Source organism: Thiohalocapsa halophila, from assembly GCF_016583825.1.
Lineage (GTDB): Bacteria > Pseudomonadota > Gammaproteobacteria > Chromatiales > Chromatiaceae > Thiohalocapsa > Thiohalocapsa halophila.
In genome coordinates this window covers 1-26,549 of sequence record NZ_NRRV01000072.1, presented here as the reverse complement: position 1 = coordinate 26,549, position 26,549 = coordinate 1, and the positions used below count along the sequence as shown (strand labels likewise).

The 26,549-nt window shown below is 69.9% G+C and carries 23 protein-coding genes; 9 read left to right on the top strand and 14 right to left on the bottom strand.

All coding sequences use genetic code 11. The features are described from left to right. The 3 genes from CKO31_RS26530 to CKO31_RS21555 all read right to left on the bottom strand — a co-directional run. On the bottom strand, nt 1-183 hold a 183-nt coding region (locus CKO31_RS26530), incomplete at its 3' end, for a hypothetical protein (RefSeq protein ID WP_207148081.1). Between the two features lie 92 nt (nt 184-275). Then, nucleotides 276-2,693 (bottom strand): phosphoenolpyruvate synthase, encoded by a 2,418-nt coding sequence (gene ppsA, locus CKO31_RS21560; RefSeq protein WP_200241317.1) that lies wholly within the window; start codon nt 2,691-2,693, stop codon nt 276-278. Between the two features lie 269 nt (nt 2,694-2,962). Next, nucleotides 2,963-3,760: an Fpg/Nei family DNA glycosylase gene (locus tag CKO31_RS21555; RefSeq protein WP_200241315.1), complete on the bottom strand. Its 798-nt coding sequence runs from the start codon at nt 3,758-3,760 to the stop codon at nt 2,963-2,965. A 200-nt stretch (nt 3,761-3,960) separates the two neighbouring features. Between CKO31_RS21555 and polX the strand changes: the two genes are divergently transcribed. Both polX and CKO31_RS21545 read left to right on the top strand, forming a co-directional pair. Beyond that, nucleotides 3,961-5,682: a DNA polymerase/3'-5' exonuclease PolX gene (gene polX / locus CKO31_RS21550; protein ID WP_200241313.1), complete on the top strand. Its 1,722-nt coding sequence runs from the start codon at nt 3,961-3,963 to the stop codon at nt 5,680-5,682. A gap of 125 nt (nt 5,683-5,807) precedes the next feature. After that, complete coding sequence (locus CKO31_RS21545; RefSeq protein WP_200241312.1) at nt 5,808-6,350, top strand: REP-associated tyrosine transposase; 543 nt, start codon at nt 5,808-5,810, stop codon at nt 6,348-6,350. Nucleotides 6,351-6,622: 272 nt separating this feature from the next. On the opposite strand, the gene ligA is transcribed toward CKO31_RS21545, so the two are convergent. Beyond that, complete coding sequence (gene ligA / locus CKO31_RS21540; protein WP_200241310.1) at nt 6,623-8,695, bottom strand: NAD-dependent DNA ligase LigA; 2,073 nt, start codon at nt 8,693-8,695, stop codon at nt 6,623-6,625. Nucleotides 8,696-9,223: 528 nt separating this feature from the next. On the opposite strand from ligA, the gene CKO31_RS21535 reads away from it, so the two are divergent. From CKO31_RS21535 to CKO31_RS21520, 4 genes are all read left to right on the top strand, one after another. Next, on the top strand, nt 9,224-10,225 hold the full coding sequence (locus CKO31_RS21535; protein ID WP_200241308.1) for a hydroxyacid dehydrogenase: 1,002 nt from the start codon (nt 9,224-9,226) through the stop codon (nt 10,223-10,225). 108 nt (nt 10,226-10,333) lie between these two features. Next, nucleotides 10,334-10,699 carry a TusE/DsrC/DsvC family sulfur relay protein gene (locus tag CKO31_RS21530; RefSeq protein ID WP_200241298.1) on the top strand — a complete coding sequence of 122 codons (366 nt, stop codon included), beginning with the start codon at nt 10,334-10,336 and terminating at the stop codon, nt 10,697-10,699. Nucleotides 10,700-10,881: 182 nt separating this feature from the next. Beyond that, nucleotides 10,882-12,255 (top strand): nicotinate phosphoribosyltransferase, encoded by a 1,374-nt coding sequence (locus CKO31_RS21525; RefSeq protein WP_200241296.1) that lies wholly within the window; start codon nt 10,882-10,884, stop codon nt 12,253-12,255. A 158-nt stretch (nt 12,256-12,413) separates the two neighbouring features. Continuing rightward, a complete protein-coding gene (locus CKO31_RS21520; RefSeq protein ID WP_200241294.1) occupies nt 12,414-13,076 on the top strand; it encodes a hypothetical protein in 663 nt (220 codons plus the stop codon). Between the two features lie 230 nt (nt 13,077-13,306). On the opposite strand, the gene CKO31_RS21515 is transcribed toward CKO31_RS21520, so the two are convergent. After that, nucleotides 13,307-13,759 (bottom strand): hypothetical protein, encoded by a 453-nt coding sequence (locus tag CKO31_RS21515; protein WP_200241291.1) that lies wholly within the window; start codon nt 13,757-13,759, stop codon nt 13,307-13,309. Nucleotides 13,760-13,896: 137 nt separating this feature from the next. Here CKO31_RS21515 and CKO31_RS21510 point away from each other — a divergent pair, with 137 nt between their 5' ends. Continuing rightward, a complete protein-coding gene (locus CKO31_RS21510) occupies nt 13,897-14,136 on the top strand; it encodes a DUF433 domain-containing protein (RefSeq protein WP_200241288.1) in 240 nt (79 codons plus the stop codon). Next, nucleotides 14,133-14,486 (top strand): DUF5615 family PIN-like protein, encoded by a 354-nt coding sequence (locus tag CKO31_RS21505; protein WP_200241285.1) that lies wholly within the window; start codon nt 14,133-14,135, stop codon nt 14,484-14,486. The genes CKO31_RS21510 and CKO31_RS21505 overlap by 4 nt, the downstream gene beginning before the upstream one ends. A 360-nt stretch (nt 14,487-14,846) precedes the next feature. On the opposite strand, the gene CKO31_RS21500 is transcribed toward CKO31_RS21505, so the two are convergent. The 3 genes from CKO31_RS21500 to CKO31_RS21490 all read right to left on the bottom strand — a co-directional run bounded on the left by CKO31_RS21500 (nt 14,847) and on the right by CKO31_RS21490 (nt 17,239). Further along, complete coding sequence (locus CKO31_RS21500) at nt 14,847-15,563, bottom strand: dienelactone hydrolase family protein (protein WP_242475566.1); 717 nt, start codon at nt 15,561-15,563, stop codon at nt 14,847-14,849. A gap of 4 nt (nt 15,564-15,567) precedes the next feature. Further along, entirely contained in the window at nt 15,568-16,779 is a 1,212-nt protein-coding gene (locus tag CKO31_RS21495; protein WP_200241283.1) for a 2,3-bisphosphoglycerate-independent phosphoglycerate mutase, read from the bottom strand. Between the two features lie 103 nt (nt 16,780-16,882). After that, nucleotides 16,883-17,239 carry a Rossmann-fold NAD(P)-binding domain-containing protein gene (locus CKO31_RS21490; RefSeq protein ID WP_200241281.1) on the bottom strand — a complete coding sequence of 119 codons (357 nt, stop codon included), beginning with the start codon at nt 17,237-17,239 and terminating at the stop codon, nt 16,883-16,885. Nucleotides 17,240-17,613: 374 nt separating this feature from the next. Between CKO31_RS21490 and CKO31_RS21485 the strand changes: the two genes are divergently transcribed. Then, complete coding sequence (locus CKO31_RS21485; protein ID WP_200241278.1) at nt 17,614-18,663, top strand: class I fructose-bisphosphate aldolase; 1,050 nt, start codon at nt 17,614-17,616, stop codon at nt 18,661-18,663. Nucleotides 18,664-18,899: 236 nt separating this feature from the next. Here CKO31_RS21485 and CKO31_RS21480 read toward each other — a convergent pair whose 3' ends face one another. From CKO31_RS21480 to CKO31_RS21455, 6 genes are all read right to left on the bottom strand, one after another. After that, complete coding sequence (locus CKO31_RS21480) at nt 18,900-20,921, bottom strand: CocE/NonD family hydrolase (RefSeq protein ID WP_438874030.1); 2,022 nt, start codon at nt 20,919-20,921, stop codon at nt 18,900-18,902. Nucleotides 20,922-21,345: 424 nt separating this feature from the next. Continuing rightward, nucleotides 21,346-22,641, bottom strand: coding sequence for an ATP-grasp domain-containing protein (locus CKO31_RS21475; protein ID WP_200241277.1), 1,296 nt, complete (start codon nt 22,639-22,641; stop codon nt 21,346-21,348). Nucleotides 22,642-22,905: 264 nt separating this feature from the next. Next, nucleotides 22,906-23,445 (bottom strand): hydrogenase maturation protease, encoded by a 540-nt coding sequence (locus tag CKO31_RS21470; RefSeq protein ID WP_200241275.1) that lies wholly within the window; start codon nt 23,443-23,445, stop codon nt 22,906-22,908. Then, the gene (locus CKO31_RS21465) at nt 23,442-24,767 is read right to left on the bottom strand and encodes a Ni/Fe hydrogenase subunit alpha (RefSeq protein WP_200241272.1); all 1,326 of its coding nucleotides are present in this window, start codon (nt 24,765-24,767) and stop codon (nt 23,442-23,444) included. The genes CKO31_RS21470 and CKO31_RS21465 overlap by 4 nt, the downstream gene beginning before the upstream one ends. Beyond that, nucleotides 24,760-25,659 carry an NADH-quinone oxidoreductase subunit B family protein gene (locus CKO31_RS21460; protein WP_200241270.1) on the bottom strand — a complete coding sequence of 300 codons (900 nt, stop codon included), beginning with the start codon at nt 25,657-25,659 and terminating at the stop codon, nt 24,760-24,762. The genes CKO31_RS21465 and CKO31_RS21460 overlap by 8 nt, the downstream gene beginning before the upstream one ends. 20 nt (nt 25,660-25,679) lie before the next feature. Continuing rightward, the coding region (locus tag CKO31_RS21455) for an FAD/NAD(P)-binding protein (RefSeq protein WP_306341771.1) at nt 25,680-26,549 on the bottom strand (870 nt) is incomplete at its 5' end.

Here is a 26,549-nt window from a genome sequence, read left to right as displayed (position 1 = left end):
GGCACCCGGCTGCATCGGCATCGTGCCGCTTCCCATGCCCGGTGCCATACTCGGTGCCGTGCGCTCCCCGGCCCCGGGTGCGGCCCCGGCCGAGCCGGTTTGAGCAGCGGCGAAGGTGGCGCAGGCGACACTGCCGACGAGCAGGATCAACGCGGGCCATTGGGTGCGAGTTGGGGTGATCATGTTGTGAGCCTCTTGGGTCGTGGTGGATGGTTCCGGTGTTGGTGGACGGCGCCGGCGTCGGCGGTCGCGGCCTGGTGGACACCAGCGCGGCGTCAGCCGCTGCGCTCCACCTCGGCGATGGACTGCTTCACGGACAGGAAGCTGTCCGGATTCACCGAGACGGAATCGATGCCGGCGCGTACCAGGAAGGCTGCGAAGTCCGGGTGATCGCTCGGCGCCTGGCCGCAGAGGCCGACCTTGCGCTCGTGCTCGTGGGCGGTCTGGATCACCGAGCGGATCATCTGCCGCACGGCGTCGCTGCGCTCGTCGAACAAATGGGCGAGCCGGTCAGAGTCCCGGTCGACGCCCAGCACCAGCTGGGTCAGATCGTTGCTGCCGATGGAGAAGCCGTCGAAGCGCGCCGCGAATTCCGCCGCCAGGATGACGTTGGACGGGATCTCGCACATGACATAGACCGCAAGCCCCCGCTCGCCGCGCTCCAGGCCGTGCTCCGCCATCGCCGCCAGCACCTGATCCGCCTCCTTGGGCGTGCGGCAGAAGGGGATCATCACGACGATGTTCTCCAGCCCGATCTCCTCCCGTGCCTTGCGGATGGCGCGGCATTCCAGCGCGAACCCGTCGCGGTACGCGTCGCTGTAGTAGCGGCTCGCGCCGCGCCAGCCGAGCATCGGATTGGACTCGGCGGGCTCGAAGGCGCGCCCGCCGATGAGATCCGCGTACTCGTTGGTCTTGAAGTCGCTCATGCGCACGATGACCGGGTGCGGATGGCTGCCGGCGGCGATGCGCGCGATGCCGCGGGCCAGGCGCTCGACGAAGTACTCGGCCTTGTCGTCGTAGCCGGCGGTGAGCGCGTCGATCTGCTCGCGGGCGGCGTCGTCCTCGATCCGCTCCGGGTGCAGCAGCGCCAGCGGGTGAATCTTGATGTGCTGGTTGATGATGAACTCCATGCGCGCCAAACCGACTCCGTCCGCCGGCAGCCGCCACCACCGCATGGCCGCCGCCGGGTCGGCCAGGTTCAGCATGACCCGGGTGCGCGTGTCCGGAATATCGCCGAGGTCCATGTCCTCGGCCTCGTAGTCCGCGGTGCCGGCGTAGACATTGCCGGTCTCGCCCTCGGCGCAGGAGACGGTCACCTCGACGCCGTCGCCGAGCCGCTCGGTGCCGTCGCCGGTGCCCACCACCGCCGGCAGGCCCAGCTCGCGGCTGACGATGGCCGCATGGGAGGTCCGCCCGCCGTGGTCGGTGACGATGGCCGCCGCCCGGCGCATGATGGGCACCCAGTCCGGGTCCGTCATGGATGTCACCAGCACATCGCCGCGCTCGAAGCGCTCGCTGTCGTCGGGGCTGTCGAGCCGGCGCACCGGGCCGGCGGCGATGGCATCGCCGATGGCGTAGCCGCTGGCCAACACCTCGCCGGCATCGTTGAGGCGATAGGTCTTGAGCGTGCCGGCGGCGCGCTGGGAGTGGACGGTCTCCGGGCGCGCCTGCACGATGAAGAGCTCGCCGGTTTCGCCGTCCTTGGCCCATTCCATGTCCATGGGCTTGTCGTAGTGACGCTCCACGAGCACGGCCCAGCGGGCGAGGGCGAGCACCTCGTCGTCGCTCAGCACCGGCGCGCGGCGCTCCTCCGCGCTGGTCTCCTTAAGCCGGGTGGGCCCATCTTCGTCAGCGTCACCGTCGCCGGCGTAGACCAGCTTGCGCGCCTTGCCGCCGATGCTGCGCGCGACGATGGGCTTGAGAGAATCCTCGTGCAGCAGCGGCTTGAACACCAGGAATTCGTCCGGGTCCACGCTGCCCTGTACCACGGTCTCGCCCAGGCCCCAGGCGCCGTTGATGAGCACGGTGCGCGGGAAGCCCGTGTCCGTGTCCAGGCTGAACATGACGCCGGCGGCGCCGAGGTCGCTGCGCACCATGGTCTGCACCCCGACCGACAGGGCGACCTTCAGTTGGTCGAAGCCGTGGTCCTCGCGGTAGGCGATGGCGCGGTCGGTGAAGAGCGATGCGTAGCAGCGGCGCACCGCCGCCAGCAGCGCGTCCTCGCCGCGGATATTGAGATAGGTCTCCAGCTGACCCGCGAAGCTCGCCTCCGGCAGATCCTCGGCGGTGGCGCTGGAGCGCACGGCCACGTCCGGCGTCTCCTGCCCGCGCTCGCCGGCGAGGGCGCGGTAGGCGCCGCGGATGGCCTCACTCAGGTCCGCGGGCAGGTCGCTGTCCAGGATCAGGCCGCGGATGGCCTCACCGGTCTCCCGCAGGGAGCGCTCGCCGCTGCGGTAATCCTCGATGCGCTCGCGAATGCGCGGCGCCAGCTCGTTGGCGGCGAGGAACTGCCGGTAGGCGTCGGCGGTGGTCGCGAAGCCGCCGGGGACGCGCACCCCTTCGGCGCTCAAGGCACCGATCATCTCTCCGAGGGAGGCGTTCTTACCGCCGACACGGGCGACATCATCGTTGTCCAGGTCCGCGAGCTGGACGACCAGCAGGGCCTGATCAGTGTGGGAGGCAGCATCGGGCATAACGGGCTCGGCATCGGCTGTGGGGCGCGGGGCGGTGTTCTCGCCCTCCCGAGAGCAGATGACGTGCCAGCTGTGATGGGCGGCTGTATAGGCGCGCCGGTTGGGGCCCGGACGCTTCGGGCTGCATGCGCTCCCGGCAGCGACGGGCCGCCCGTTGTCCGCTGCTGCCGGCAGGCGGTGGCCCGCCTCATCCGATCCGGCTCAAATGCCCCGTCGCCTTGGGGTAATGCACCGCGCGAGCATGCCCCCCGCCCCCCGCAGCGGGGCAGTCACTGCCCATCCGGCGGCGGCTGACACTCGGGGCAGACATAGGCGGTGCGCCCGCAGGCCTTGATCTGCTGCACAGGGCCGCCGCAGCGCGGACAGGCGGCGCCAGGCTTGCGGTGCGGCAGCAGGCAGTCCTTCGGCATCCGGGCCGGGTCTGCGCCGGCCTCGATACTGATGCGCAGCACCTCCGCGACGGCGTCGAACAGGCGGCGGCGGTCGTCGGCGTCCAGCGCCGCCACCGGCGTTTTCGGGTGCAGCCGGGCGCGGAACAGGATCTCGTCCGTGTAGACGTTGCCGAGCCCGGCCATGGCCGCCTGGTCCATGAGCCAGCATTTGGTGCCGCCGCGGCGGCCTTCGGCCAGGGCCGCGAAGCCTTCGCGGTCCAGCCGGAGCACGTCCGGGCCGAGCCCTTGGGCGGCGACGTAGGCGTCCGGGTCGTCGATCACCCCGACCCGCCCGAGCTTGCGGGGTGCGACATAGGCGACGGCGCTGTCGTCGGCCAGCACCAGCGTGAAGTCGGTGTACTCGGGGGCTTGTGCGTCCTTGCCGATTTGCTCCAGGTGGCCGGTCATGCCGAAGTGCAGCAGCAGCCAGGGGGCACCGTCGGTCTCCAGGAAGAGATACTTGCCGTGCCGGCGGCTGCCGGTGACCCGGCGCCCGTGCAGCCGGCGCCCGAGGGCCGCGGGGGAGGTGTCTTCCAGAATCTCTGGCTCCGGCACATGGACGTGCCGGATGGCGCGGCCTACCACCCAGCGCTCGGCGTGGCGGCGCTCGATCTCGACATCCGGCAGCTCGGGCATGGGTCTGTCTCCCAGCGGTGAAGCCCGCACGGGGCCGCGCCGGCGCGCGGCGCCTGGTACCCAGCCAGATGCGAGGGGCATGCCAGGGCGGGCGCCTTGGGAAGACGCCGATTGATCGGCGGATTCCCTTGCCGCGTGGCATGCCGACTGCACGGACATTCGCTGAGCTCAGCAGTCCGATCAGCCGCAAGGCGCAAGCCATGACCGTTCACAACCGCGAAATCGCCGAGCAGTTCTCCCACCTGGCCGATCTGCTGGAGATCGAGGGCGCCGACGCCTATCGCGTGCGCGCCTACCGGCAGGCGGCGCAGACCATCGCCGGGCTGTCGGAGAGCCTCGCCGACCGTGCCGCGGCCGGTGAGGACCTGAGCGCTCTGCCGCACATCGGCGAGAGCCTCGCGGAGAAGATTCGCACCATTTGCGAGACGGGCCACTTACCGCAGCTGGAGGAGGCCGAAGAGCGGCTGCCGGCGGCGCTGAGCGACCTGCTCGAGATCTCCGGCTTGGGCCCGAAGCGCGTGAAGGCCCTGCACCAGGATCTGCATATCGACAACCTCCAGGACCTGAAGCAGGCGGTGGCGGAGCACCGCGTCCGCGAGCTGTCCGGCTTCGGGGCCAAGAGCGAGCAGGCGCTGGCCGACAAGCTGGCACAGTGGCAGGGCCCGGCGGAGCGCCTGCCGCTCATCGAGGCGGAGGAGATCGCCCGGCCATTGGTGCACAGCCTCAGGGGACTCGACGGCGTGGACCAGGTCACCATCGCCGGCAGCTTCCGCCGCCGCAAGGAGACCGTCGGCGACCTGGACATCCTGGTGACCGCCGCGGAGGGCACGTCGGTGATGGAGCGCTTCACCGGTTATGACGAGGTCAGCGAGGTGGTCTCCCAGGGCGAGACCCGCGCCACCGTGCTGCTGCGCGCGGGCCTGCAGGTGGATCTGCGGTTGGTGCCGGCGGCGGCCTACGGCGCCGCACTGCACTATTTCACGGGCGCCAAGGCGCACAATATCGCCGTACGCCGGCTCGGCGTGCAGCGCGATCTTAAGATCAACGAGTACGGTGTCTTTCACGGCGACGAGCGCGTAGGCGGGCGCACCGAGCAGGAGGTCTACGACGCCGTCGACCTGCCCTTCATCGAGCCCGAGCTGCGCGAGGACCGCGGCGAGATCGAGGCGGCGCAGGAGGACCGTCTGCCGGCGCTGATCGGGCTCGATGACATCCGCGGCGACCTGCACGCCCACACCAAGGCCAGCGATGGCCACGACAGTCTCCGGCAGATGGCCGAGGCCGCCGCCGAGCGCGGCTATGCCTATCTCGCCATCACCGACCACTCCCAGCACGTCACCGTCGCCCATGGCCTGGACCCGCAGCGGATGGCGGCGCAGATCGACGCCGTCGATGCGCTGAACGAAGAGCTCGACGGGCGTATCCGCGTGCTCAAGGCCGTGGAGCTGGATATCCTGGCCGACGGCTCGCTGGACCTGCCGGACGATGTGCTCGAGCGCCTGGACCTCTGCGTCTGTGCCGTGCACCACAAGCTCGACCTGCCGCGGCAGAAGCAGACCGAGCGCATCCTGCGCGCGCTGGACAGCCAGCACTGCCACATCCTGGCCCATCCCCGCGGCCGGCTCATCGGCAAGCGCGCGGGCTACGAGCTGGACCTGGAGCGGGTCATGCGCGCCGCGGCGGAGCGCGGCTGCGCGCTGGAGGTTAACGCCCAGCCCAAGCGCCTCGACCTCGACGACAGCGACTGCCGCCTGGCCAAGGAGCTCGGCGTGCGCATCGCCATCTCCACCGACGCCCACAGCCAGGGCAACCTCGACTACATGCGCTTCGGCGTCGACCAGGCCCGCCGCGGCTGGCTCACCGCCGACGACGTGATCAACACCCGCGGCCTCGACGACCTGCTGGCGCTGCTGCGCCACTGAGCACCGCGGCACCTCGTTCCCGGGCTCCGCCCGGGAATGCGGCCGCGAGGCTCTGCCTCGCGAAACGGGAGGCAGAGCCTCCCGTCCGGGCTCCCGGGCCGAGCCCGGGACCGAGGAGACCGACGATGCCCCGCAGCCGCTACCGCTTTGTGGGCGACGACGCGCCCTACTTCATGACCATGACGGTGAACCACTGGCTTCCGGTCTTCACGCGCCCGGACACCGTGGAAATCCTGCTCGACTCCTGGCGCTGGCTGCAGCAGCACGAGGGCCTGCGCCTGCACGGTTATGTGATTCTGGAGAACCACCTGCACCTGGTCGCCGGCGCCGCCGGCGCCGCCGGCCTCGCGGGACTCATGCGCCGGTTCAAGTCGCACACCGCCCGGCAGATCATTGACCTGCTGGAGACGGCCAGGGTGCAGACGCTGCTGGATCTGCTGGCGCTCTTCAAACGCCGCCACAAAGCGGACGCCACCTATCAGCTCTGGGAGGAAGGCAGCCACCCCAAGCGCATCGAGAGCGAAACGGTCATGCGCCAGAAGCTCGACTACATCCACCACAACCCGGTCAAGCGCGGCTATGTGGACCTGCCCGAGCACTGGCGCTGGTCCAGCGCGCGGAATTATGCAGGCGAGCCGGGCGTGATTGAGATCGACAAGGGTTGGTAGAGCTCGCACCCAACTGATCCATCTGGTTCCCAGGCTCCGCCTGGGAACCCGGTTTGGAGGCTCTGCCTCCCGTGAGGCATCAGGCGAGGCAGAGCCTCGCGACCGCATTCCCGGGTGGAGCCCGGGAACGAGGAGCCGGGTCCAACTGGCTCCCCGGCTCCGCCTGGGAGCGCGGTCCGGAGGCTCTGCCTCCGGTGAGGCATCAGGCGAGGCGGAGCCTCGGGGCCGCATTCTCGGGCAGAGCCCGGGAACGAGGGGCGAGGGACAGTGGCTCAGCCTGATCCGTCGCCGGCGCCCGTCAGCAGTGCCTCGAAACCGTCCTCGTCCAGGATCTCCACGCCGGCTTCCTCGGCGCGCTCGCGCTTGCTGCCCGGGTCGGCGCCCACCACCAGGTAGTCCGTTTCGCTGCTGACGTCGGAGGCCGCGCGTGCGCCGCGGGCCTCCACCGCCGCCTGCGCCTCGTCGCGGGTGTAGCCGCTCAAGGTGCCGGTGAAGACAAAGGTCTTGCCGGCCAGTGCCTCGGAGCGCTCGCCGGTGTCCGCCGGCTGTACGTCGACGCCGGCCTCGCGCATGCGCGCCAGCACGCGGCGGTTGTCCTCGGCGGCGAAGAAGCCGGCCACCGAGCGGGCGATCTCCGGGCCGATCTCCGGGATGCGCTCCAGGCGGTCTGCATCGGCGTCGGCGGCGGCCTCCAGGCTGCCGCAGGCTCGGGCGATGCTGCCGGCGACCCGCCTGCCCACGTGCCGAATGCCAAGCGCGTACAGGAAGCGGGCCAAATCCGGCTCGCGGACGCCCTCGATGGCCGCCACCAGCTTGCGTGCGGAGGTGGCGGCGAAACCTGGCAGCGCCTCGATGTCATCGGCGCCGAGGCCGTAGAGGTCGGCCAGGTCGTGCACCAGTCCGCGCTCCACCAGCAGCCGGGCGGTCTCCTCGCCGAGGCCCTCGATGTCCAGCGCATCGCGCTCGGCATAGTGAGTGATGTGGCCGATGAGCTGGGCATTGCACGCGAGCCCGGCCGGGCAGCGGTGATAGGCGCCCTCGCGCACGATCCCGGTGCCGCACACCGGGCACTCCTGCGGCATCGAAAACTGCTCGGCGCGGCCGCTGTCCGGCGTGTCGACGCGCTCGGCGATCTCCGGGATCACGTCGCCGGCGCGGACCACCCGCACGCGGTCGCCCGGGCGCACGTCCTTGCGCGCGACCTCGTCGGCGTTGTGCAGCGTGGCCCGGCTCACGGTGACGCCGCCGACGTCCACCGGCGCGAGCAGCGCGATGGGCGTGAGTATGCCGGTGCGGCCCACCTGCACCGCGATGTCCTCCAGCTGGGTGACCTCCTCGCGCGGCGGGAACTTCCACGCCAGGGCCCAGCGCGGACTGCGGGCGCGCGTGCCGAGCTCCGTACGCGGGCCGCGCGCATCCAGCTTGATGACCACGCCGTCGATGTCGTAGTCCAGGCTGTCGCGCTGCTCGGCCAGCTCGTCATGATAGGCGCGCACGTCGTCGAGGCTCTGTGCGGCGCGGTTGAGCGGGCAGGTCGGCAGGCCCCAGTCCGCCAGCAGCCCCAGCATTTCCCGGTGGCTGTCGGGCGCATCCCGGCCCCTGAGCTCCAGCACTTCGTAGCAAAACAGCGTCAGCAGGCGGCCCGCTACCTGCTGCGGGTCCAGCTGGCGCATGAGCCCGGCGGCCGCGTTGCGGGGATTGGCGAAGGTGTCTTCGCCGCGCTCGACCCGCTCGCGGTTCAGGGCCGTGAAGCCGGAGCGGGGCATCAGTACCTCGGCCCGCACCGCGAGTCGCGTCGGCAGGCCGCCGCCGTCGCGCAGCTTGAGCGGCAGGGCCCGCAGGGTGCGCAGGTTGTGGGTGATATCGTCGCCGGACTCGCCGTCGCCGCGGGTGGCGCCGCCGGTCAAGGCGCCGTCTTCGTAGACCAGCTCCACCGACAGACCGTCGAGCTTCGGCTCCAGCGCCAGCTGCGGCGCCTGCGTGTCCAGTGCCTTGGCGAGGCGGCGCAGAAAGGCGCTCACGTCCTCGGCCTCGCGCACGGATTCCAGGCTCAGCATCGGCGCACTGTGCTGCACCCGCGTCAGCTCGTCCACGGGCTCCGCGCCGACGCGCTGCGTCGGTGAATCCTCGGTGCGCAGCGCCGGGAAGGCGGCTTCCAGTTCCTGGAGGCGCTCGAACAGCCGGTCGTAGACCGCGTCGCTGATCTCCGGGCTCGCCTTCACGTAGTAGAGATAGTCGTGGTGGCGGATACCCTCGCGCAGCGCCGCAGCCTCCTCGGCGGCCGCGTCCTCGCTCAGTGCGTCGACGGGACGAAAGTCGGTGTCGGGATCGTGCTTGAAGTCCATCGGCCCTTGCCTGCGGGATCTGGGGCCGGATGTGGGGCCGGCTGTTGGGCGGCGCGGTTCTGCGCCGGGGACGGGTGGTCGGGGCGGCCCGCCACCCGCGGATACCGGATATGCAGCAGACACCGTGCCAGCGGCGTACGAAACACCCCCAGTTGACACCGGATGGGCGGGCTCTCTTCCACGCTGGGCGCCGGCACGCTGGCGGTGTCAATGCCCCGCCGCTCGGGGCATAGGCACCGACAGACCCTCGCCCTGCCGCCTTGGCCACCGGTGCCGAGGCACAGCCGCGCCCGGGAGCAGCCGCCGGCGACTGGCATGGCGGCTGCACAGCCGTGAGCGTCGCCAGCGCCGGCGCTCGGGCGGCCAGGCGCCGGCGGCTGGGCCCGGGTGACCATCCGCGGGCCGCCGGGCCGCCTCGATGCCTCACACCCAACCATCGTCCGGCTGCTGTCAGACCTTCGCCGTTGCCCGGCCCGGTCAGGTCGTGTGCGGGCGAAGCGCAGCAGCCTGGACCGGAGTCCAGCGAGCATGAAGATCCACGTTTTCGAGACCGAGGGCTGGGAGCGGGACCCCTTCCGCAGCCTGGAAGACAAGCACGAGCTCAGCTTCACCAGCGACGCCCTGAGCGCCGACAACGCCGCCGAGCATGCCGATGCGGAGGCGGTCTCCACCTTCATCTACTCGGCTCTGGGCGCCGATGTGCTGGACGCGCTGCCGGCGCTGCGCTCGGTGGCATCCCGCTCCACCGGCGTCGACCACATCGACCTCGGGCGCTGCCGCGAGCGCGGCATCACCGTCTGCAATGTCCCCACCTATGGGGCCAACACCGTCGCGGAGCACGTGTTCGGGCTGCTGCTGATGATCAGCCATCGGCTGGAGGAGGCGGTGCAGCGCACCCGCAGCGGGCGCTTCGACAGCCACGGCCTGCAGGGCTTCGATCTCAAGGGCAGGGTCATGGGCGTCGTCGGCACCGGCGACATCGGCCGCGAGACCATTCGCATCGCCACCGGCTTTCGCATGCAGGTGCTCGCCTACGATGTTGCGCCCGATGAGGAAGCGGCGCGCAGCCTGGGCTTCGACTATGTCTCGCTGGACGAGCTGCTGGCGCGTGCCGACGTCATCAGCCTGCATGTGCCGGACATCCCGGAAACCGAGCATCTCATCGACCGGCCCCAGTTCGACCGCATGAAGAACGGCGCCGTGCTCATCAACACCGCCCGCGGCAGCATCGTCAATACCCGCGCGCTTGCGCGCGCCCTGGCGGAGCAGAAGCTCGCCGCCGCCGGGCTCGATGTCCTGCCGGAGGAGCCGGTGATTCGGGAGGAAGCGGAGCTGCTGCGCTCGGTCTACGAGCAAAGCCACAACCTGGACAACCTGCTCGCCAACGAGGTGCTCGCGCACCTGCGCAATGTCGTCATCACCCCGCACAGCGCCTTCAACACCCGTGAAGCGGTCGGTCGCATCCTGGACACGACGGTGGAGAACCTGCGCGGCTGTGCCGAAGGGCGGCCGCGCAATGTGGTGACCTGAGCGCTGGGCTGCCGCGCGCCGCCCGGTCGTTGCGCCCGCTCGGCACGCGGAATGCGAGGGTTCTTCAGAGGCGGGCGCATCCGCCCGCCGAGGATACGGAGGCCAGTCATGACCGATATCAGGCAAGTCATCGAAAACCCCGACACCTCGAGCCCCGTCGAGGCGGATCGCGAGCGCGACCTCGCCGACTGGAGCCCGGAGTGGGCCAAGCAAAAGGCAGAGGCGCTCGGCGTGACGCTCACCGACGAGCATTGGGCCGTGATCGACATGCTGCGCGAGTACTACCGCGAGCACGGCCTCGTCCACGACGGCCGCGAGCTCGGCGACATGCTCGATCAGCGCTTCGCCGACGTGGGCGGGCGCCGCTGGCTGCGCAAGCTCTTCCCCGAGGGCCCGGTGTTTCAAGGCATGCAGATCGCCGGTTTGCCGGTGCCGCGGCACACCGAGGACGAGGGCTTCGGCACCGCGCGCTGAGCGTACCGGGCTGGACTTTGCCGCGGCTCGTGGGAGCGACGCACCGCTGAGCGAGACGACCTTGCTGGCTCGGCACCAGCCTTGCAGCGCGCCTTTAGAGCCGGGGCGCTCATTGCGTCGTCCCTGCGCCGGTGCAGACGCTGCGCCGGCCGAATCGAAGCACAAGCCGCTGCGAGGCCCACATGATTCCCGCGAATGCCCTGCTGCTGACGGACCTCTACGAGCTCGCGATGCTGGAGGCCTATCACGCGAGCGATATGGACGACGAAGCCGTGTTCGATTTCTTCGTGCGCGATTTGCCGCCGGGCTATGGCTACCTGGTGGCCGCGGGCCTGGCCCAGGTGCTTTCGACCTTGCGCGACGCCCAATTCAGCGACGAGGAGCTGGCTTGGGCGGCTGACAGCGGACGCTTCGGCGACGACTTTCTCGATTACCTGCGCGGCTTCCGTTTTACCGGCAGCGTGCACGCGATGCGCGAGGGCACGCCCTTCTTCCCCGACGAGCCGGTGCTGCGCGTCACGGCACCGCTGCCGCAGGCGCAGCTGCTGGAGACGCGCATCATCAACCTGCTCCAGTACCAGACGCTCATCGCCACCAAGGCCACGCGCTGCGTGCATGCGGCACCGGACAAGCTGCTGGTGGACTTCGGTCTGCGCCGTGCGCACGGGGCCGAGGCCGGCCTAATGGCCGCCCGGGCGAGCTGGCTCGGCGGCTTCGCCGGCAGCTCCACGGTGCTCGCTGCGCCGCGCTTCGGCGTGCCCATCTACGGGACCATGGCGCATTCCTTCATCGAGGCCCATGACGACGAGCTCGTCGCCTTCGAGCACTTCGCCCGCGCACGGCCACAGAGCCTGGTGCTGCTCATCGACACCTACGACACCGAGGGTGCGGCCAGGCGCCTGATCGGCCTCGCCGAGCGCTTGGCCGAAGACGGCATCCAGGTGCAGGCGGTACGCATCGACAGCGGCGACCTGGGCGAGCATGCGCGGCGGGTGCGCCGCATCCTGGACGACGGCGGTCTGGGGGATACCAACATCTTCGCCAGCGGCGGGCTCGACGAGCATCGCATTGCGGCCTTGCTCGCCGACGGCGCCCCCATCGACGGCTTTGGCATCGGCAGCAAGCTCGACACCGCCGCCGACACCCCCTACCTGGACTGCGCCTACAAGCTCTGCGAATACGCCGGCGAGCCACGGCGCAAGCACTCCGAGCACAAGGCCACCTGGCCGGGGCGCAAGCAGGTGGTGCGCCGCTACGACGCCAGCGGCCGCATGCGCGGCGACCGCGTGCAGCGCGAGGACGAGCCTGCGGACGGCGAGCCGCTGCTGGAGCTGGTGATGGAGTTCGGCGAGCCCGTCGCGCCGACGCCGACCCTCGCCGACTCGCGGGAGCACTGCGCCGAGCAGCTCGGCCGCCTGCCCGATGCGCTCCGGGCACTGGACGCGCAGGCGGGCTATCCCGTGGACTTCTCCGATCGCATGCATGCGCTGGCCCGCGAGGCGGACGTGCACATCGAGAAGCAGCAACTAAAGAGCAGCGGGGGAAATGGCCCCTGAGCTGCGGCAAAAGCACCGTGGGCGTGCAGCCCGGCGCCGGAGACGGCCAGCCGCGCGAGGAGCCCGTCGCGGAGCGCTAACAGACCCAGTGGCAGCGACTCTTGGCATAGGCGGTGCAGAGGCTGTTAGACCAACCACAGCCCACACGAGGTATCTGCATGGACCGTCTCGACTCCCACTCCCGCACCGTCGGCCCCGCCGCCGCCCTCGCCCTTGCGTTCGCCGCGGCCTTCATCGTTGTCGCCGTCGCCGAGGACATGCCCTATGCGCAGCCGGACGACGCCTGGGTCAGCATCAACGGCAAGGTGGAAGCCGTGACGCCGGACAGCTTCACGCTGGACTATGGCGGCGGTCTCATCGTCGTCGAGATGGATGACGGTGATCGCGATGCCGATGCCTACAAGCTCATGGAAGGCGATCAGGTGAACGTCATCGGCAAGATCGACGACGACTTGTTCGAGACCACCACCATCGAGGCGAGCACCGTCTACGTCGAGAAGCTCGGCACCACCTTCTTCGCCAGCGCGGTGGACGAGGAAGACGTGGTCTTGTCGGCCGAGGTGCCGCTGGATCTCACCGTCACCACCGTGCGCGGCACCGTCGAGAGCCTCGGCGACGAGCAATTCACCCTCGACACCGGCCCCACGGACCTGACCGTCGTGACTGGCGGCCTCGGCTATGATCCCTTGGACGACACCGGCTACCAGCAAGTGGATATCGGGGACCGCGTCAGCGTCAGCGGCGACATCGACGAGCAGTTCTTCGGCGGCCCGAAGATCCTGGCCGACTCGCTCATCGTGCTGCAAGAGGCGCGTCCGTGACGCCCTCGAGCAAGCGCCGCCCGGCGCTTGCCCACACGGGCGTCGACATACCGACCATCTGATCGCAGAGGCGAGGCAGAGCCTCGCGGCCGCATTCCCGGGCAGAGCCCGGGAACGAGCACCCCAGCATTGTCGCGGCAAGGATGCCGCTCCCACATGCCGAAGCGCCGTGGGAGCGGCCTCTGGCCGCGACGACTTCCAGGGCGCAAACGCACGCCGGCGAAAGGCTCTCAGCGCGCCTGCTCGCCGGACTCGTCCGTGCCGGCGAAATGGCTCCGAAACCAATCCCTGGCCAGCAGTCCGACGTTGTCGAGCCTGCCGGCTTCTTCGAAGAGCCGGGTCGCGCCGGGGACGATCTCCAGCCGCGACTCGCCGGGGATCGCGCCGGTGGCCCGGCGATTGATGTCGACGGCTTGCGGGTCCAGTCCAGCAACGATCAGCAGCGTCGGCGTAGGGAGGTCGGTCATCTGGATGCCCCATCCGAACAGCATGAATGTCGCAGCCCGCAGCGGCACGCCCAGCGGATCGCATCCCGGCGCAGACGGCCGCCGCGATGTCCGCCGATCAGGCACGCACGAAGAAAGCCCGCCGTGGTGCTCGGTTGCCACAGGGTCTTGCTCCTCCTGGTCGTGGTCAGCGAGGTCAGTCCGCTGACTGTTGTTCGTCTGGTCGACGACTGGCATCGGGCATCCTCGGCACCCAACCTAAGAGCGCCACCGGCAGTGCTTGCTCCAGCGCACCGCAGAGCCTAGCCTTGGCGTTGAGAGGCCTTGATTTCAGTTGCCGCGTCGAACGGCGAGCTGTGCAGGAGAAGCGCACTATGAGTTGGCGGGACCACATTCACACAGATCCAAACGTTTGCCACGGTCAGGCCTGCATCAAGGGCACACGGATTCCTGTCTCAGTCGTGCTGGATAATCTGGCTGCGGGCTTGGCTGAGGACGAGATCATCCGGAGCTACCCGGCTCTGACCAAGGCTGCCATACGCGGGGCTGCCGCCTATGCAGCGGAGCTAGCCCGCGAGCGAATCCTGGAGCTGCCGGGCCGTAATGCCGCGTGAGATTCAAAATTGACGAGAACCTGCCCCAAGAGGTCGTGGAACTCCTCTGCGAGCATGGGCACGCTGCGGTCAGCGTATTCGATCAGACACTGAGCGGGGCGCAGGACCCAACCGTGTTCGAGGTCTGCCAGGAAGAGTGCCGTGTACTTGTAACCCTGGATCTCGACTTCGCCAACATCCAAGCCTATCCACCTGGCGAAACTTCGGGCATCGTCGTGCTCCGGTTGGTGCGTCAGGACAAATCTCGGGTTCTACAAATCATCGAGAAGCTCATGCCGGCTTTTGCTGAGGCTGCGTTATCTCAGAAGCTCTGGATCGTTGAGGAAGACCGAATCCGAATCCGGGACTAGGGCAACTGGTCAAACTGATCGCAGAGGCGAGGCAGAGCCTCGCGGCTGCATTCCCGGGCAGAGCCCGGGAACGAGGACCCTGAGGTCGCGGCAGGGATGCCGCTCCCACATGCAATAGCCGCTGTGGGAGCGGCCTCTGGCCGCGACGGCTTTCAGAGCACCGCCAGCGACCGTCGCGGCAAGGATGCCGCTCCCACATGCAATAGCCGCTGTGGGAGCGGCCTCTGGCCGCGATGACTTCCAGAGCGCTTCCAGCGGCCCGTCGCGGCAGGGATGCCGCTCCCACATGCCGAAGCGCCGTGGGAGCGGCCTCTGGCCGCGACAACTTCCAGGGCGCAAACGCACGCCGGCGAAAGGCCCTCAGCGCGCCTGCTCGCCGGACTCGTCCGTGCCGGCGAAATGGCTCAGAAACCAATCCCTGGCCAGCAGTCCGACGTTGTCGAGCCTGCCGGCTTCTTCGAACAGCCGGGTCGCGCCGGGGACGATCTCCAGCCGCGACTCGCCGGGGATCGCGCCGATGGCCTGGCGATTGATGTCGACGGCTTGCGGGTCCAGTCCGGCGACGATCAGCAGCGTCGGCGTCATGACCTGGGGTAGGGCGCCCGTCGCAAGATCCGTGCGCGCGCCGCGGCACACCAGCGCCTGGAGCTCGCGCCTGCGCTCGGCGGCGGCGCCCAGAGCCGCGGCGGCGCCGGTGCCGGAGCCGAACAGCCCGAGCGGCAGTGCCCGGACTCGCGGGCTGGTGGCGGCCCAGTCCAGGGCACGGATGACGCGCTCGGTGAGCAGCGCGATGTTCGCACCCGGACCGTCGTCGACATCACCGGTGTGAGGATCGCCCGCGGCACCGTCGGCGGCCTGCTCCTCGGGCGTCAGCAGGTCGAGCAGCAGCGTCGCCAGCCGTCCGCGATTGAGTATCTCCGCCAGCGCACGGTTGCGGCGGCTGTACTTGCTGCTGCGGCGCCCGTGGGCGAACACAACCAGCCCCGTTGCGCCTTGCGGCAGCAGCAGGAAGCCAGAGAGCGCGCCGTCGACCGGCACCTCCACCGGCTGAGGCTCGCGGGAAGGGATATCGGTCATCTGCTCAGGCTCCGAATTTGTTGAGGCGCCCGGCGTGTCCGAGGGCGAGGCCCATCAGGTCCACGCCGCGGCGCAGGCCCAGGGCGCCGGCCAGGCAGGCGGTCTCGTCGAAGCGCTCGGCGCTGCCGCGGCGGGCGTGCCGGGCGTGCAGCAGCACCGGCACCGGATGCCAGCTGTGGGACGCCATGGTTGCCGGGGTGGAATGGTCGCCGGTGATGACCAGCACGTCCGGGCGCAGCGCCAGCAGCCGCGGCAGCTGGTGGTCCACCGCCTCTATGACGTCGGCCTTGCGGGCGAGGTCGCCGTCCTCGCCCGCGGAGTCGGTGCCTTTCACGTGCAGAAAGAAGAAGTCGAAGTCGTCGCCGAGACGCTGCTCGGCGGCGTCGAACAGGCCGTCGATGCCGTCCGGCTTGGGTGCCACCTCCATGCCCAACAGGCGTGCTAGGCCGCGGTACATCGGGTACTCGGCGAGGCAGAGCCCGCGCAGGCCGAAGCGCTCCTCGAGGCCGGGCAGCGGCTCGTGGCGCTGGAAGCCGCGCAGCAGCAGGCCGTTCGCGGGCGACTCGTCCGCCAGCGCCGCATGGGCCTGCTCCAGGAAATCGGCCACCAGTGCCGCGCTCTTCTCTGCGGCATCGCTGTTCGGCGTCATGTCCACCGGCGGCCGGCCGGTGGCCTGCGGGTCGGTGTCCGGCAGGTCGTCGCTCAGGCCCTCGCCGCGCAGCACCAGCAGGGCACGGTGCTCGGATTCGGGCTCGAAGAAGAGCGTGCCGTCGAAGTCCAGCTGCACGGCGGAGGCGATCTTGTCGCAGAGCCGGCGGTTCAGATCCGTGGGGATGCGCCCGGCGCGGCGGTCGGTGATGTTGCCGGCGTCGTCCAGGGTGGCGAAGTTGACGCGGGCGGCGAGGTCCCCCGGCTCCAGCGGGAAGTCGATGCCCAGCGCCGAGAGCACACCGCGGCCGATGCGCCAGCGCAGCGGGTCGTAGCCGAAGAGCGCCAGGTGGCCCGGGCCGCTGCCGGGCGTGATGCCGGGGCCGACCATCTCCAGCAGCCCGCACGAAGAGTCTCGTGCCAGCTCATCCAGGTTCGGCGTGTCGGCGGCGTCGAGGGCGGTGCGTCCGCTGTCCGCATCCGCCAGGCCGCCGAGACCGTCCATGATCAGATAGACGATGCGCCTGCCGGGGATTGCAAGCTCGGTCCAGACGTCGGTGATGTCCATGAGGGCTCCATTGGGTTGGCGCTAGATGGATGCAGCTCTGCTCGAGCACAGAGAACGTGGCCCGCGAAGTGCGGACCACCGCTGGCGCGGGTAGGGCGGGCGATCACCATAGCATCGCGGTCCCGTCGAAGCGCACGAAGCGCACGAAGCGCACGAAGCGCCCGGTCTGCGCGAGGTCGAAGGCCGCCACCTGCCGGCGCAGGCCGTGCACGCTGTCCGCCGGGGTCAGGCCCTCGCGCGGGCCCATGCGGGTGGTCCCGCCGCCGGGGTGCAGCAGCAGCACGCCGATGCCCGCGGGCTCGAGCTCCGCGGTTAGGCCCTGCATGGTCGCGTTGAGCGCCGCCTTGCTGGAGCGGTAGTAGAGGCTGCCCGGCATGTCGATGTCGCCGATGCTGCCCATGTGACTGGTCGTGACCGCCAGTCCAAGACCGCGGTTGCTGCCGGTGACGAGGACGTTCATCTGAGCCTCCTGGGAATCCTGCTGCGGGGGGGGTGGCTTCACAATGCAAGCAGCCTTTGTTCCAGGTGTGCCCGTGATCAGCTGGCGGGCGCGGCCCCAGAAGCGGGTGATTTGGCCCGGTTGTCGGTTCAATTGCCGCGGGCACGGGCAGGGCTGGGGACCGGCGTTTCGATGCTTGTGTTAGCGGCGCGAATCGACTCGCCGCGGAGGAGAGCGGGCCGCTGGCGTGTGATTTGCTGCAAGCAAGCTTGGCACGCCGGCGAAAGCCGCCGCCGGCACGCCTGACTACACTGGGAGCTGTGGCGATGACGCGAAGCCTTTGGGAGGACACCTCAGCTGGCCCGCGGACGCAAGGCGATAATTGGAGACCCATCATGATCGACATTCCCGAGATCCTCGGCGACGAGGCCGAAACCCTGTTGAGGCATCGGTGCCAGGGCATCGATCAGGCGCTGTTGCACTTGCCAGGGCCGGACTTCGTGGATCGGGTCTCGCTCGCGGGCGACCGCAAGCCGAGCGTGCTGCGCAATCTGCAGGCGCTGTTCGGGCATGGCCGGCTGGGGGGCACCGGCTATTTGTCGATCCTGCCGGTAGATCAGGGGGTCGAGCACTCCGCCGGTGCCTCCTTCGCGCCCAACCCGCTCTATTTCGACCCGGAGAACATAGTTCGCCTGGCCATGGAAGGCGGCTGCAACGGCGTCGCCTCCACCCTCGGCGTGCTGGGCTCCGTCGCCCGCCGCTACGCCCACAAGATTCCGTTCATCGTGAAGCTCAACCACAACGAATTGCTCACCTATCCGAACAGCTATGACCAAACCCTGTTCGCCGATGTCGAGCAGGCCTTCGATATGGGCGCCGCCGCGGTGGGGGCGACGGTGTACTTCGGCTCCGCGGAATCGCGGCGTCAGATCGGCGAGGTGAGCGAGGCCTTCCAGCGCGCCCACGAGCTCGGCATGGCCACGGTGCTCTGGGCCTATTTGCGCAACAGCGCCTTCAAGACCGACGACGCCGACTACCACACGGCCGCGGACCTCACCGGCCAGGCCAACCACCTCGGGGCCACCATCGAGGCCGACATCGTCAAGCAGAAGCAGGCCACCACCGACGGCGGCTTCAAGGCCATCGGCTTCGGCAAGACCCATCCGCGCATGTACGAGGTGCTCACCGGCGAGCATCCCATCGACCGGGTCCGCTACCAGGTCGCCAACTGCTACCTGGGCCGCGTGGGCATGATCAACTCCGGCGGGCCGTCCGGCCGGGACGATCTGCACCAGGTGGTCCGCACCGCAGTGATCAACAAACGCGCCGGCGGCATGGGCCTGATCACCGGCCGCAAGGCCTTCCAGAAGCCGATGGAGGACGGCATCGCATTGTTGAACGCCGTGCAAGATGTCTATCTGTCCGACGCCGTGACCATTGCCTAGACGACAGCCTGGACCAGCTCGGTAGGTCGGGCTGAGGCACGAAGCCCGACGCGGCGCCGGTGGTAACCGCCGGTTGTCGGGCCTCCTGTCGTCGGCCCGACCTACGCCGGGGCGGCTGCGAGCTGGCGGCAAACGGGCTGACCACGGGCCGGGGGACGAGGCTCCAGAGCGGGTTGCGCCGAATGCGGCCGTCCCCGTGTGGTAGGTCGGGCTGAGGCACGAAGCCCGACGCCGAGCTAGACCAGATTGCGGCGGATGCAGCTGTCCCAGTTGCGGGAGTAGACGCGCTGGTCCCCCTCCCAGGCGTCGAGCTCGGCGCGGAGGTAGAAGCACTCGCTGTCGCAGGTCAGCACGGTGCGGGTGCGGGTGCGCACACTCCAGTCGCCCCTCGCCAGCGCACGCTCCCAGAGGGTCTCGCCGCGGGGGGAATCGAACTCGTCGCCACGGTAGCTGTACCACTCCAGTGCCTTGACGCTGTCGGTCAGGGCCGGGCCCGCGAGGTGGCGCGTGCCGTTGTCGTTGATGACTTCCAGCGTCGACACGTCGGTCTCCAGGTCCCGAATGACCCGCCAGGTGTGCTGACCCGGCGTCAGCATGCGGCTGGCCGAGGGCGCCGCGCCTTCGGCGGGCTCGAAGGGCCGCAGCTCGGCGTCGTCGGCGGCCGGCGGGCGCACCGGCAGGCTCAGCAGGCTGCTGCCGGGGTAGAGGGTCAGGCCGACCGATTCCGGGGCGGGCCAGGCCATGGGCCAGTAAGAGGTGGACACGGCGATGCGCACGCGATGCCCCCGGGGGAAGGCGTAGCCGATCTCGTTGAGCGCCACCTCCACGCGGTAGCGCTTGCCGGGCTCCAGGGGTGTGGGCGCACTGCTGGACTCGCGGTGGGTCAGATTGAGCAGCCCGAAGGTCACCCGTGTCGCCTTGTTGTCCGGGGCGATGTCGGACAGGCGTACCGCCACCATGGCGACGGGTCGGTCGGCGGCGAGCTCCAGTGTGAGCGTTGGCCGGCCGAGGATCTCCAGCGGCTCCGCCAGCGGCGCCGTGTCGTAGGTGAGCGCGCCGCCGTCCTCCTGGCGCTGATCATGGGGCAGATCCGGCGCCGCCGCATAGGAGCACCACTTGCCCGCGAACAGCCCCAGCCCGAGCGGCGAGTGCAGGTACTGGGAGGTCTGCGGCGCTTCGGCGTCCGCCCCCAGTAGGCGGTGCGGCGCCAGGCGCAGCGTCAGCGGCTGGATGCGCGGTGACGGCCAGCTCTGCTCGCCGACCCAGCGGCCCGGGCGCTCCTGATAGCGGGTCGTCGGCGGCACGCTTTCCTGGAGCCAGGCGCGCAGCATGGGGGCGTCCATGACGTCGTTGTCGATCCCCTTCAGCCAATGGTCCCACCACCGCAGCGCCTCCTGCAGGAAGCCAATGGCCGGGCCGGGTATGCCGATGTGGGGGTATTTGTGGGACCAAGGGCCCACCAGGCCGAGACGTGGCACCTGGAGGTTCGCGAGCATTCGAAAGACGGCGTTGCTGTAGCCGTCCGCCCAGCCGCTGACCAGCATCACCGGGCAGCGCACGGCCGCATAGTCTTCGCAGATGGAGCCGTGGCGCCAGTAGGCGTCGCGGTGCTGGTGACGCATCCATTCATCGAGCCACAGCCCGCTGTACTCCAGCCGCTGCAGCCACATGTCCCGCCAGCGGGTCCCGACGGTGGCGGGGTCGGGCGGCAGGCTGTTGTAGGCGAACATCGTGGAGGCCCAGGACAGATTGTCCCCGAGCAGGCAGCCGCGCATATGGTGGACGTCGTCGGCGTAGCGGTCGTCGCTGGAGGCGACGCTGACGACGGCCTTCAGCGCCTCGGGCTGCAGGGCCGCGATCTGCAAGCCGTTGAAGCCGCCCCAGGAGATGCCGATCATGCCGACGCTGCCGTCGCACCAGTCCTGCGCCGCGATCCACTCGATCACGGCGACGCCGTCGTCGAGCTCCTGCTCGAGGTACTCGTCCCGCAGCAAGCCCTCGGAGTCGCCGCTGCCGCGCAGGTCCACGCGCACCGCCGCATAGCCGTGGCCGGCGAAGTAGGGGTGCATGGTCTCGTCGCGCAGCCGGATGGAGTCGCGCTTGCGGTAGGGGATGTACTCCAGGATCGCCGGGACGGGATGGCCCGTGGCGTCCTCGGGGAGCCAGATCCGTGCCGCCAGGCGGGTGCCGTCCGCCATTTCGATCCAGGTATGCTCAATGTCCCGTACTCCGTTCGGGAATTCGGTGACCGTGCGCAATGATGCCTCCTCGCTGTGCTGGGGTCGGTCTCTGGGGGGTGCTTCGCAAATCTCGCTTGCCGCCCCGCTCGGGCGCGCCTCTCGTAGGTCGGCGCCGACGCCAGGAGGCCCGACAATCGGGCCAGCGTCGGGCTTCGTGCCTCAGCCCGACCTACCGAGGCTATCGCTTCCCGACGCGCTTGTCGTAGGTCGGCGCCGACGCCAGGAGGCCCGACAATCGGGCTAGCGTCGGGCTTCGTGCCTCAGCCCGACCTACCAAGGCGATCGCTTCCCGACGCGCTTGTCGTAGGTCGGCGCCGACGCCAGGAGGCCCGACAATGGGCCCAGCGTCGGGCTTCGTGCCTCAGCCCGACCTACCGAGGCTGTCGCTTCCCGACGCGCTTGTCGTAGGTCGGTGCCGACGCCAGGAGGCCCGACGATCGGCCTATGAGCCGGCGGCTTGCACATCGCCCAGCTTGAGCGGCAAAGCCTCGACGATGCGGTCGTACTTCTCCAGCAGCTCGTGCTGGTCGTGCGCTGCCGTGAAGATGTGGGCGATGTCGTAACTGTAGCTGTCCTGCTCCATCATGTCGGACAGTTGCATGCCGGGCTCGACGGCGATGTCGATGAAGGTGCCCGGGTTGTCCCGCTTGATCTCCCGCAACTGCGCGTCGCTCGGCACCTGCTCCACGGTGGCGTCTTCGAACTTGCGCAGGTGGAACTCCGCGGCACAGCCGAAGGGCCCCTGCCGGCGCGGCACGCAGGGCTCCTCGCCGAGGGCCAGCTCCACCATGATCTGGTGATTGGGCCGCCCGTCCACTTGCTCATAGAGGTGGCCGTGGGACTGGGAGATACGCGGATTGACCTCCAGCAGGGAAATGGTATCCGCACCCTCGTCGTAGAAATATTCGATGTTGAAGGCCGCCTGGTCGTAGCCGATGCCCTCCATCAAGGTGATCGAGGCCTCCTTCAGCCGCGCCTTCACCGCCTTCGGCAGGCGGGAGGGATACTGATAGCGCTGGAATGACATCCCGTTGGGATAGTTGATGGAGTCGATGATGCCGTAGACCCGGGCCTTGCCCCGATAGACATAGCCGGACACCGTGCATTGGCGCCCCTTGATGAGCTTCTCGGCGATGCAGTAGCGCCCGCTGGTCTCCGCCATGGCCTTGGGTAGCTGCACATGGGCGAGGAAGGTATCGAAGGCCTCGGCGATGTGGACAATGCCCTCGCGGATCTTGCTCAGCGCGTCGTCGAGCTCCGCCCGGTCATGGATGCGGAAGCCGAGCAGCGAATCCGTGCCCTTCACGGGCTTGAGCCAGAAGGGAAAGTCCAGCTCCACCTTGGCGGCGGCATCCGCGTCGAAGGGGTCCACCGACGCGAACCCGGGCACCATGTCCGGCAGCAGCCGCTGCTGCTCCAGGCGGCTCCAGTACTTGTGCTCGCAACAGGCGACGCTCTCCACCGATGGTGACGGCAGACCCAGCTCCCGGCACAGCACCGGCACGATGGAGGTCACCGGAAAGTCCCAGTAGCCGACGATGGCATCGATGCGCCCGGCGAAGCCCTCCAGCCGGTCGCGGGCGTGGTCGAGGATGGACTGGAAGGGATAGGTGCCGTGGGCCTTGACCTCGTCGAAGCTCAGCAGCGAATGGAATTGGTAATTGTCGGCATTGCGAATGGCGCGCAGCTGCTGGAGATTGAACTCGTCGATGCCGAGCACGAAGATGTTGCGGTCCATGGGGTCCTCCAATGAGCTCCTTGTGAGGGGTGCTGAACAGGTGGGTGGACGAGCGACTCGGGTAGGGTGAGCTCGGGTAGGGTGGACGAGCGACAGCGAAGTCCACCCGGGCCGCTGAATGGGCAGCCGCGCGGGACTGAATCGGCAGGGCCGCTGAATCGGCAATTGGGGTGGACTGCGCTTCGCTTGTCCACCCCACGGCTTCGCTTGTCCACCCCACGGCTTCGCTGGTCCGCCCTGCGGCTTCGCTGGTCCACCCTAGGGCTATCCGAGTCGGTCGTAGTCATGATCAATGCCGCCAATGCTTACCGGGTCACGCCATTCTCCGGGTGGTCCAGCGTGCCGGCGACCACCGTCGTCGCCCGCGAGCCGACGACAAATGGCGTCGCGGAGCGGGCCCACGGCGGCGGCCACCGCCGGCGTCAGGTCACGGCCGCTCTGCTGCGTCTGCGCGGGGTCGATGCTGACGATGTAGATGTCCAGCTCCGGCGGCAGCATGCCCAGGTTGCGGCCCAGGCTCAGCGCGTCGGCGAGCCCGAAGCCGTGGCTCGACGCGGTGCTCGAGCCGCTCGCCAGCTCGGTCAGCGGCAGGACATGGAGGCTGCCCGGCGCGGCGCCGGTGACCGCGGCATCCACCAGCATGACGCGATGGCGTCCGGCGATACGGTCCAGCAGACCGGAGCCCGGGCGGTCCAGCTTCAGGATCCTGGCCCGAGCAGGGCCCAGGCGCTCTGAGAGCGCATCGGCGACGCACCAGCCGACTCGGTCGTCGCCCCAGGGCGAGCCGAGGCCGATGATGGTCACTGGTGCAGGGTCAAACGCAAAAAGTGGGTGGCGCATGAGATACAGGGGTCGTAGTTGCGGATGACTTGCTCACCGGCCCGGCGCAGCCGCTCGGCGTCCGCATCCAGGCCGATGGCGGTGAGGGTGTGGGCGAGGTCCGCTTCGATGCGGGCCTGGTTCTGGCTGGTGGGGGGCACGATGCGCGCGTGCTGGATCATGCCGTGCGCATCCAGGTCGTAGCGGTGCCACAACAGCCCCCGCGGGGCCTCGCTGGCGCCGCGGGCAATGCCGGCACGGGGTGCCGCCTCGGCGTGGGCCGGGGTCTCGGGGCTGTAGTCGGCCAGGATCTCCGCCGCCTCCAGCACCGCCTGCAAAATCTCCACTGCGCGGGCGATGACGCTCTGGGCCACGTCGTGGCTCGGGAATGCGACGCCGATCTCCGTCAGCAGGGCCTGCACCCGCGGATGCAATCGGTCGTGATTCAGGTTGACCCGGGCCAGCGGCCCCACCAGGTAGGGCGCGCCTGCCAGCAGCCCGTGCAGTGCCGTGGAGTGGGGCACCTGGTGCTCGGTAAAGTGGGCCTCGAAGTCGTCCACCGAGATATCCAGCCCCGACTCGGCGACGATGCGCTCGGCCATCATCGGGTACTCGGTGGGATGGCGCAGGGACACGCAGTCGAATGCCTGCGGCGGCTCGGTCACGGGCAGGGGCAGGGCGGCGGTCCAGCGCAGCAGCGCCTCCGCCGCCGGCAGTGCGCGCTCGGCCTCGGCGGCGACGGCGGCCACGTCCTGCGCCGACGGCGCCCGCCAGAAGCCGCCGACCCGGGCGCCCACTGGGTGCACCGAGCGGGCGCCGAAGAGCTCGATGATGCGGTTGCCGAAGGCCTGCAGCGCCAGGCCGCGGCGCAGCTCCTCGCCGTAGGCACCGGCCATGGCCATGGCGCTGTCGAAGCCCAGAAAGTCCGGCGCCGCCAGCAGGTGGATGTGCAGGGCGTGGCTCTGGATCCATTCGCCGCAGTAGAACAGCCTGCGCATGCGCCGCACCCAGGGCGCCGGCGCCCTGTCCGGGTCCCAGTTCGGGTCCAGGTCGAACAGCCGCTCCACGGCGCCGATGCCGCTCATCTGGTAGGCCACGGGGCAGATGCCGCAGATGCGCGCCACCAGCTCCGGGATCTCGCCGTAGGCATGGCCCACCAGGAACTGCTCGAACAGCCGCGGCGGCTCGAAGATGCGCAGCGCCAGGTGCTCGATACGGCCGTCGCGGATGGTCACGTCCAGTCCGCCTTCGCCCTCGACGCGGGCGAGCACCGGCACCTCGATGCGGCGCGTGGCCTGCTCAGTCATGGCCCTGCTCCGCGCTGTCTGCCGCGCTGTCTGCATGGCCGGGCGCATTTGCCGAGGTCGCCGCTGCACCCTCTTGCGCCCGCCGGCGCCAGTCCTGCACCGCCTGCTGGAAGGGCTCGGCGCCGCTTTGCTGGAACATGAAGCGCCGGGCCACGGCCTCGGGGGCAAGCCCCAGGTCCGCGAAGCGCTGCGCCAGTGTGGCCACCTCCGGGCTCTCCGCGGGGCCGTAGCAGCCATAGCACGCGCGGCCCAAGCCCGGGCACAGCGCCCCGCAGCCGGTGACGGTGACCGGGCCGAGGCAGGGCGCGTCCCGGGTCACCAGCACGCATACCTGGCCCCGGCGCTTGCATTCCATGCAGACCTTGTCCTGCTCGGCGAAGGGGCTCGCCCCCGCCAATAGGGTGGCGAGGGCGTCGAGCACCTGCTGGGTGCTCACCGGGCAGCCCGGCAGGGACAGCTCCACGTCCACATGTGCCGCCACCGCATCGGCGGTGGGCAGGGCTTGGATGTGCTGCGGCTCGGGGTAGACGGAGCCGATCCAGACCCGGGCATCGGCCAGATTTCGCAGCGCCTGCGGGCCGCCGGCGGTGGCGCAGGCGCCCATGGGCACCACCCAACGGCTGCGGCTGCGGATGGCCTGGATGCGCGCCTGCTCTTCCGGCGTGGAGACGCTGCCCTCCACCAGGGCGATGTCCGCCTCGGCCTCGGCGTCGACGACACCCGCCTCGGCGAAGTGCACGATGTCGCAGCGCTCGGCCAGCGCCAGCAGGGATTCGCCGGCGTTCAGCAGCGCCAGCTGGCAGCCGTCGCAGGACGAGAGCTTGTGCACGGCCAGCCGCGGTCGGCGGCGGCCATCGGCCGGCGGCAGCGGGGCTTTGGGCGGGGTGGTCATGGATGCCTGCTCCAACGGGGTCAGAAGCCCTTGGTGCCCAACAGCCAGCCGATCTCCGACCAGCGGAAGACGGGGCCGTCGCGGCAGACGAGCCAGGGCCCGAGCTGGCAGTGCCCGCAGTGGCCGACGCCGCACTGGAAGCCGCGCTCCAGGCTGAGCCAGATATGCTCCGCCGGGACGCCCAGCGCCACGAGCCGCTCGGCGCCGGCGAGCATCATGGGCTCGGGCCCGCAGACCAGGGCGACGCTCGCCGCCGGGCGAAAGCGCACCTCGTCCAGCAGATCCGTCACCAGGCCGACATGGTCCTGCCAGTGGCGGTCCGGCTCGTCGGCGGCGAGCCGCACCTCGGTGTCCGGCAGCTCGGCCCAGGCGTCGTAGCGCTCGCGCCAGATCAGGTCCGCCGCGTGCTTGACGCCCTGCAGGATCACCAGCCGCCCGAAGCGCTCGCGGCGGGCGGTGGCGTAGCCGATAGCCGCCACCACCGGCGCGCAGCCCAGGCCGCCGGTGAGCACGATCAGGTCCCGGCGCTCAGCCTGTCCCTCGGCCGCCTGCAGGGGCCAGCCCCGGCCATAGGGACCGCGCAGGCCGACGCGCTCCCCGGCCTCGAGCGTCGCCAGCACCCGGGTGACGCGGCCCACCGCGCGGATGGTGTGTGCCAGGTGCTCCGGCTCCGCCGGGTCCGAGGCAATGGAAATGGGCACGCCGCCGACGGCGGGCAGGTAGAGCATGTTGAACTGACCCGGCTCGAACCGGAACGCGGCACGTGCCGCGGGGTCCGTCAGGCGCAGGTGCAGGGTGCACATGCCCCGGGCCTCGTCGTCGCGGGAGACGATCTCCGCCTCCTGCGGCGGGGTCATGGCCGCCGGGCCCGGGGCTTGGGCGGGGTTTGG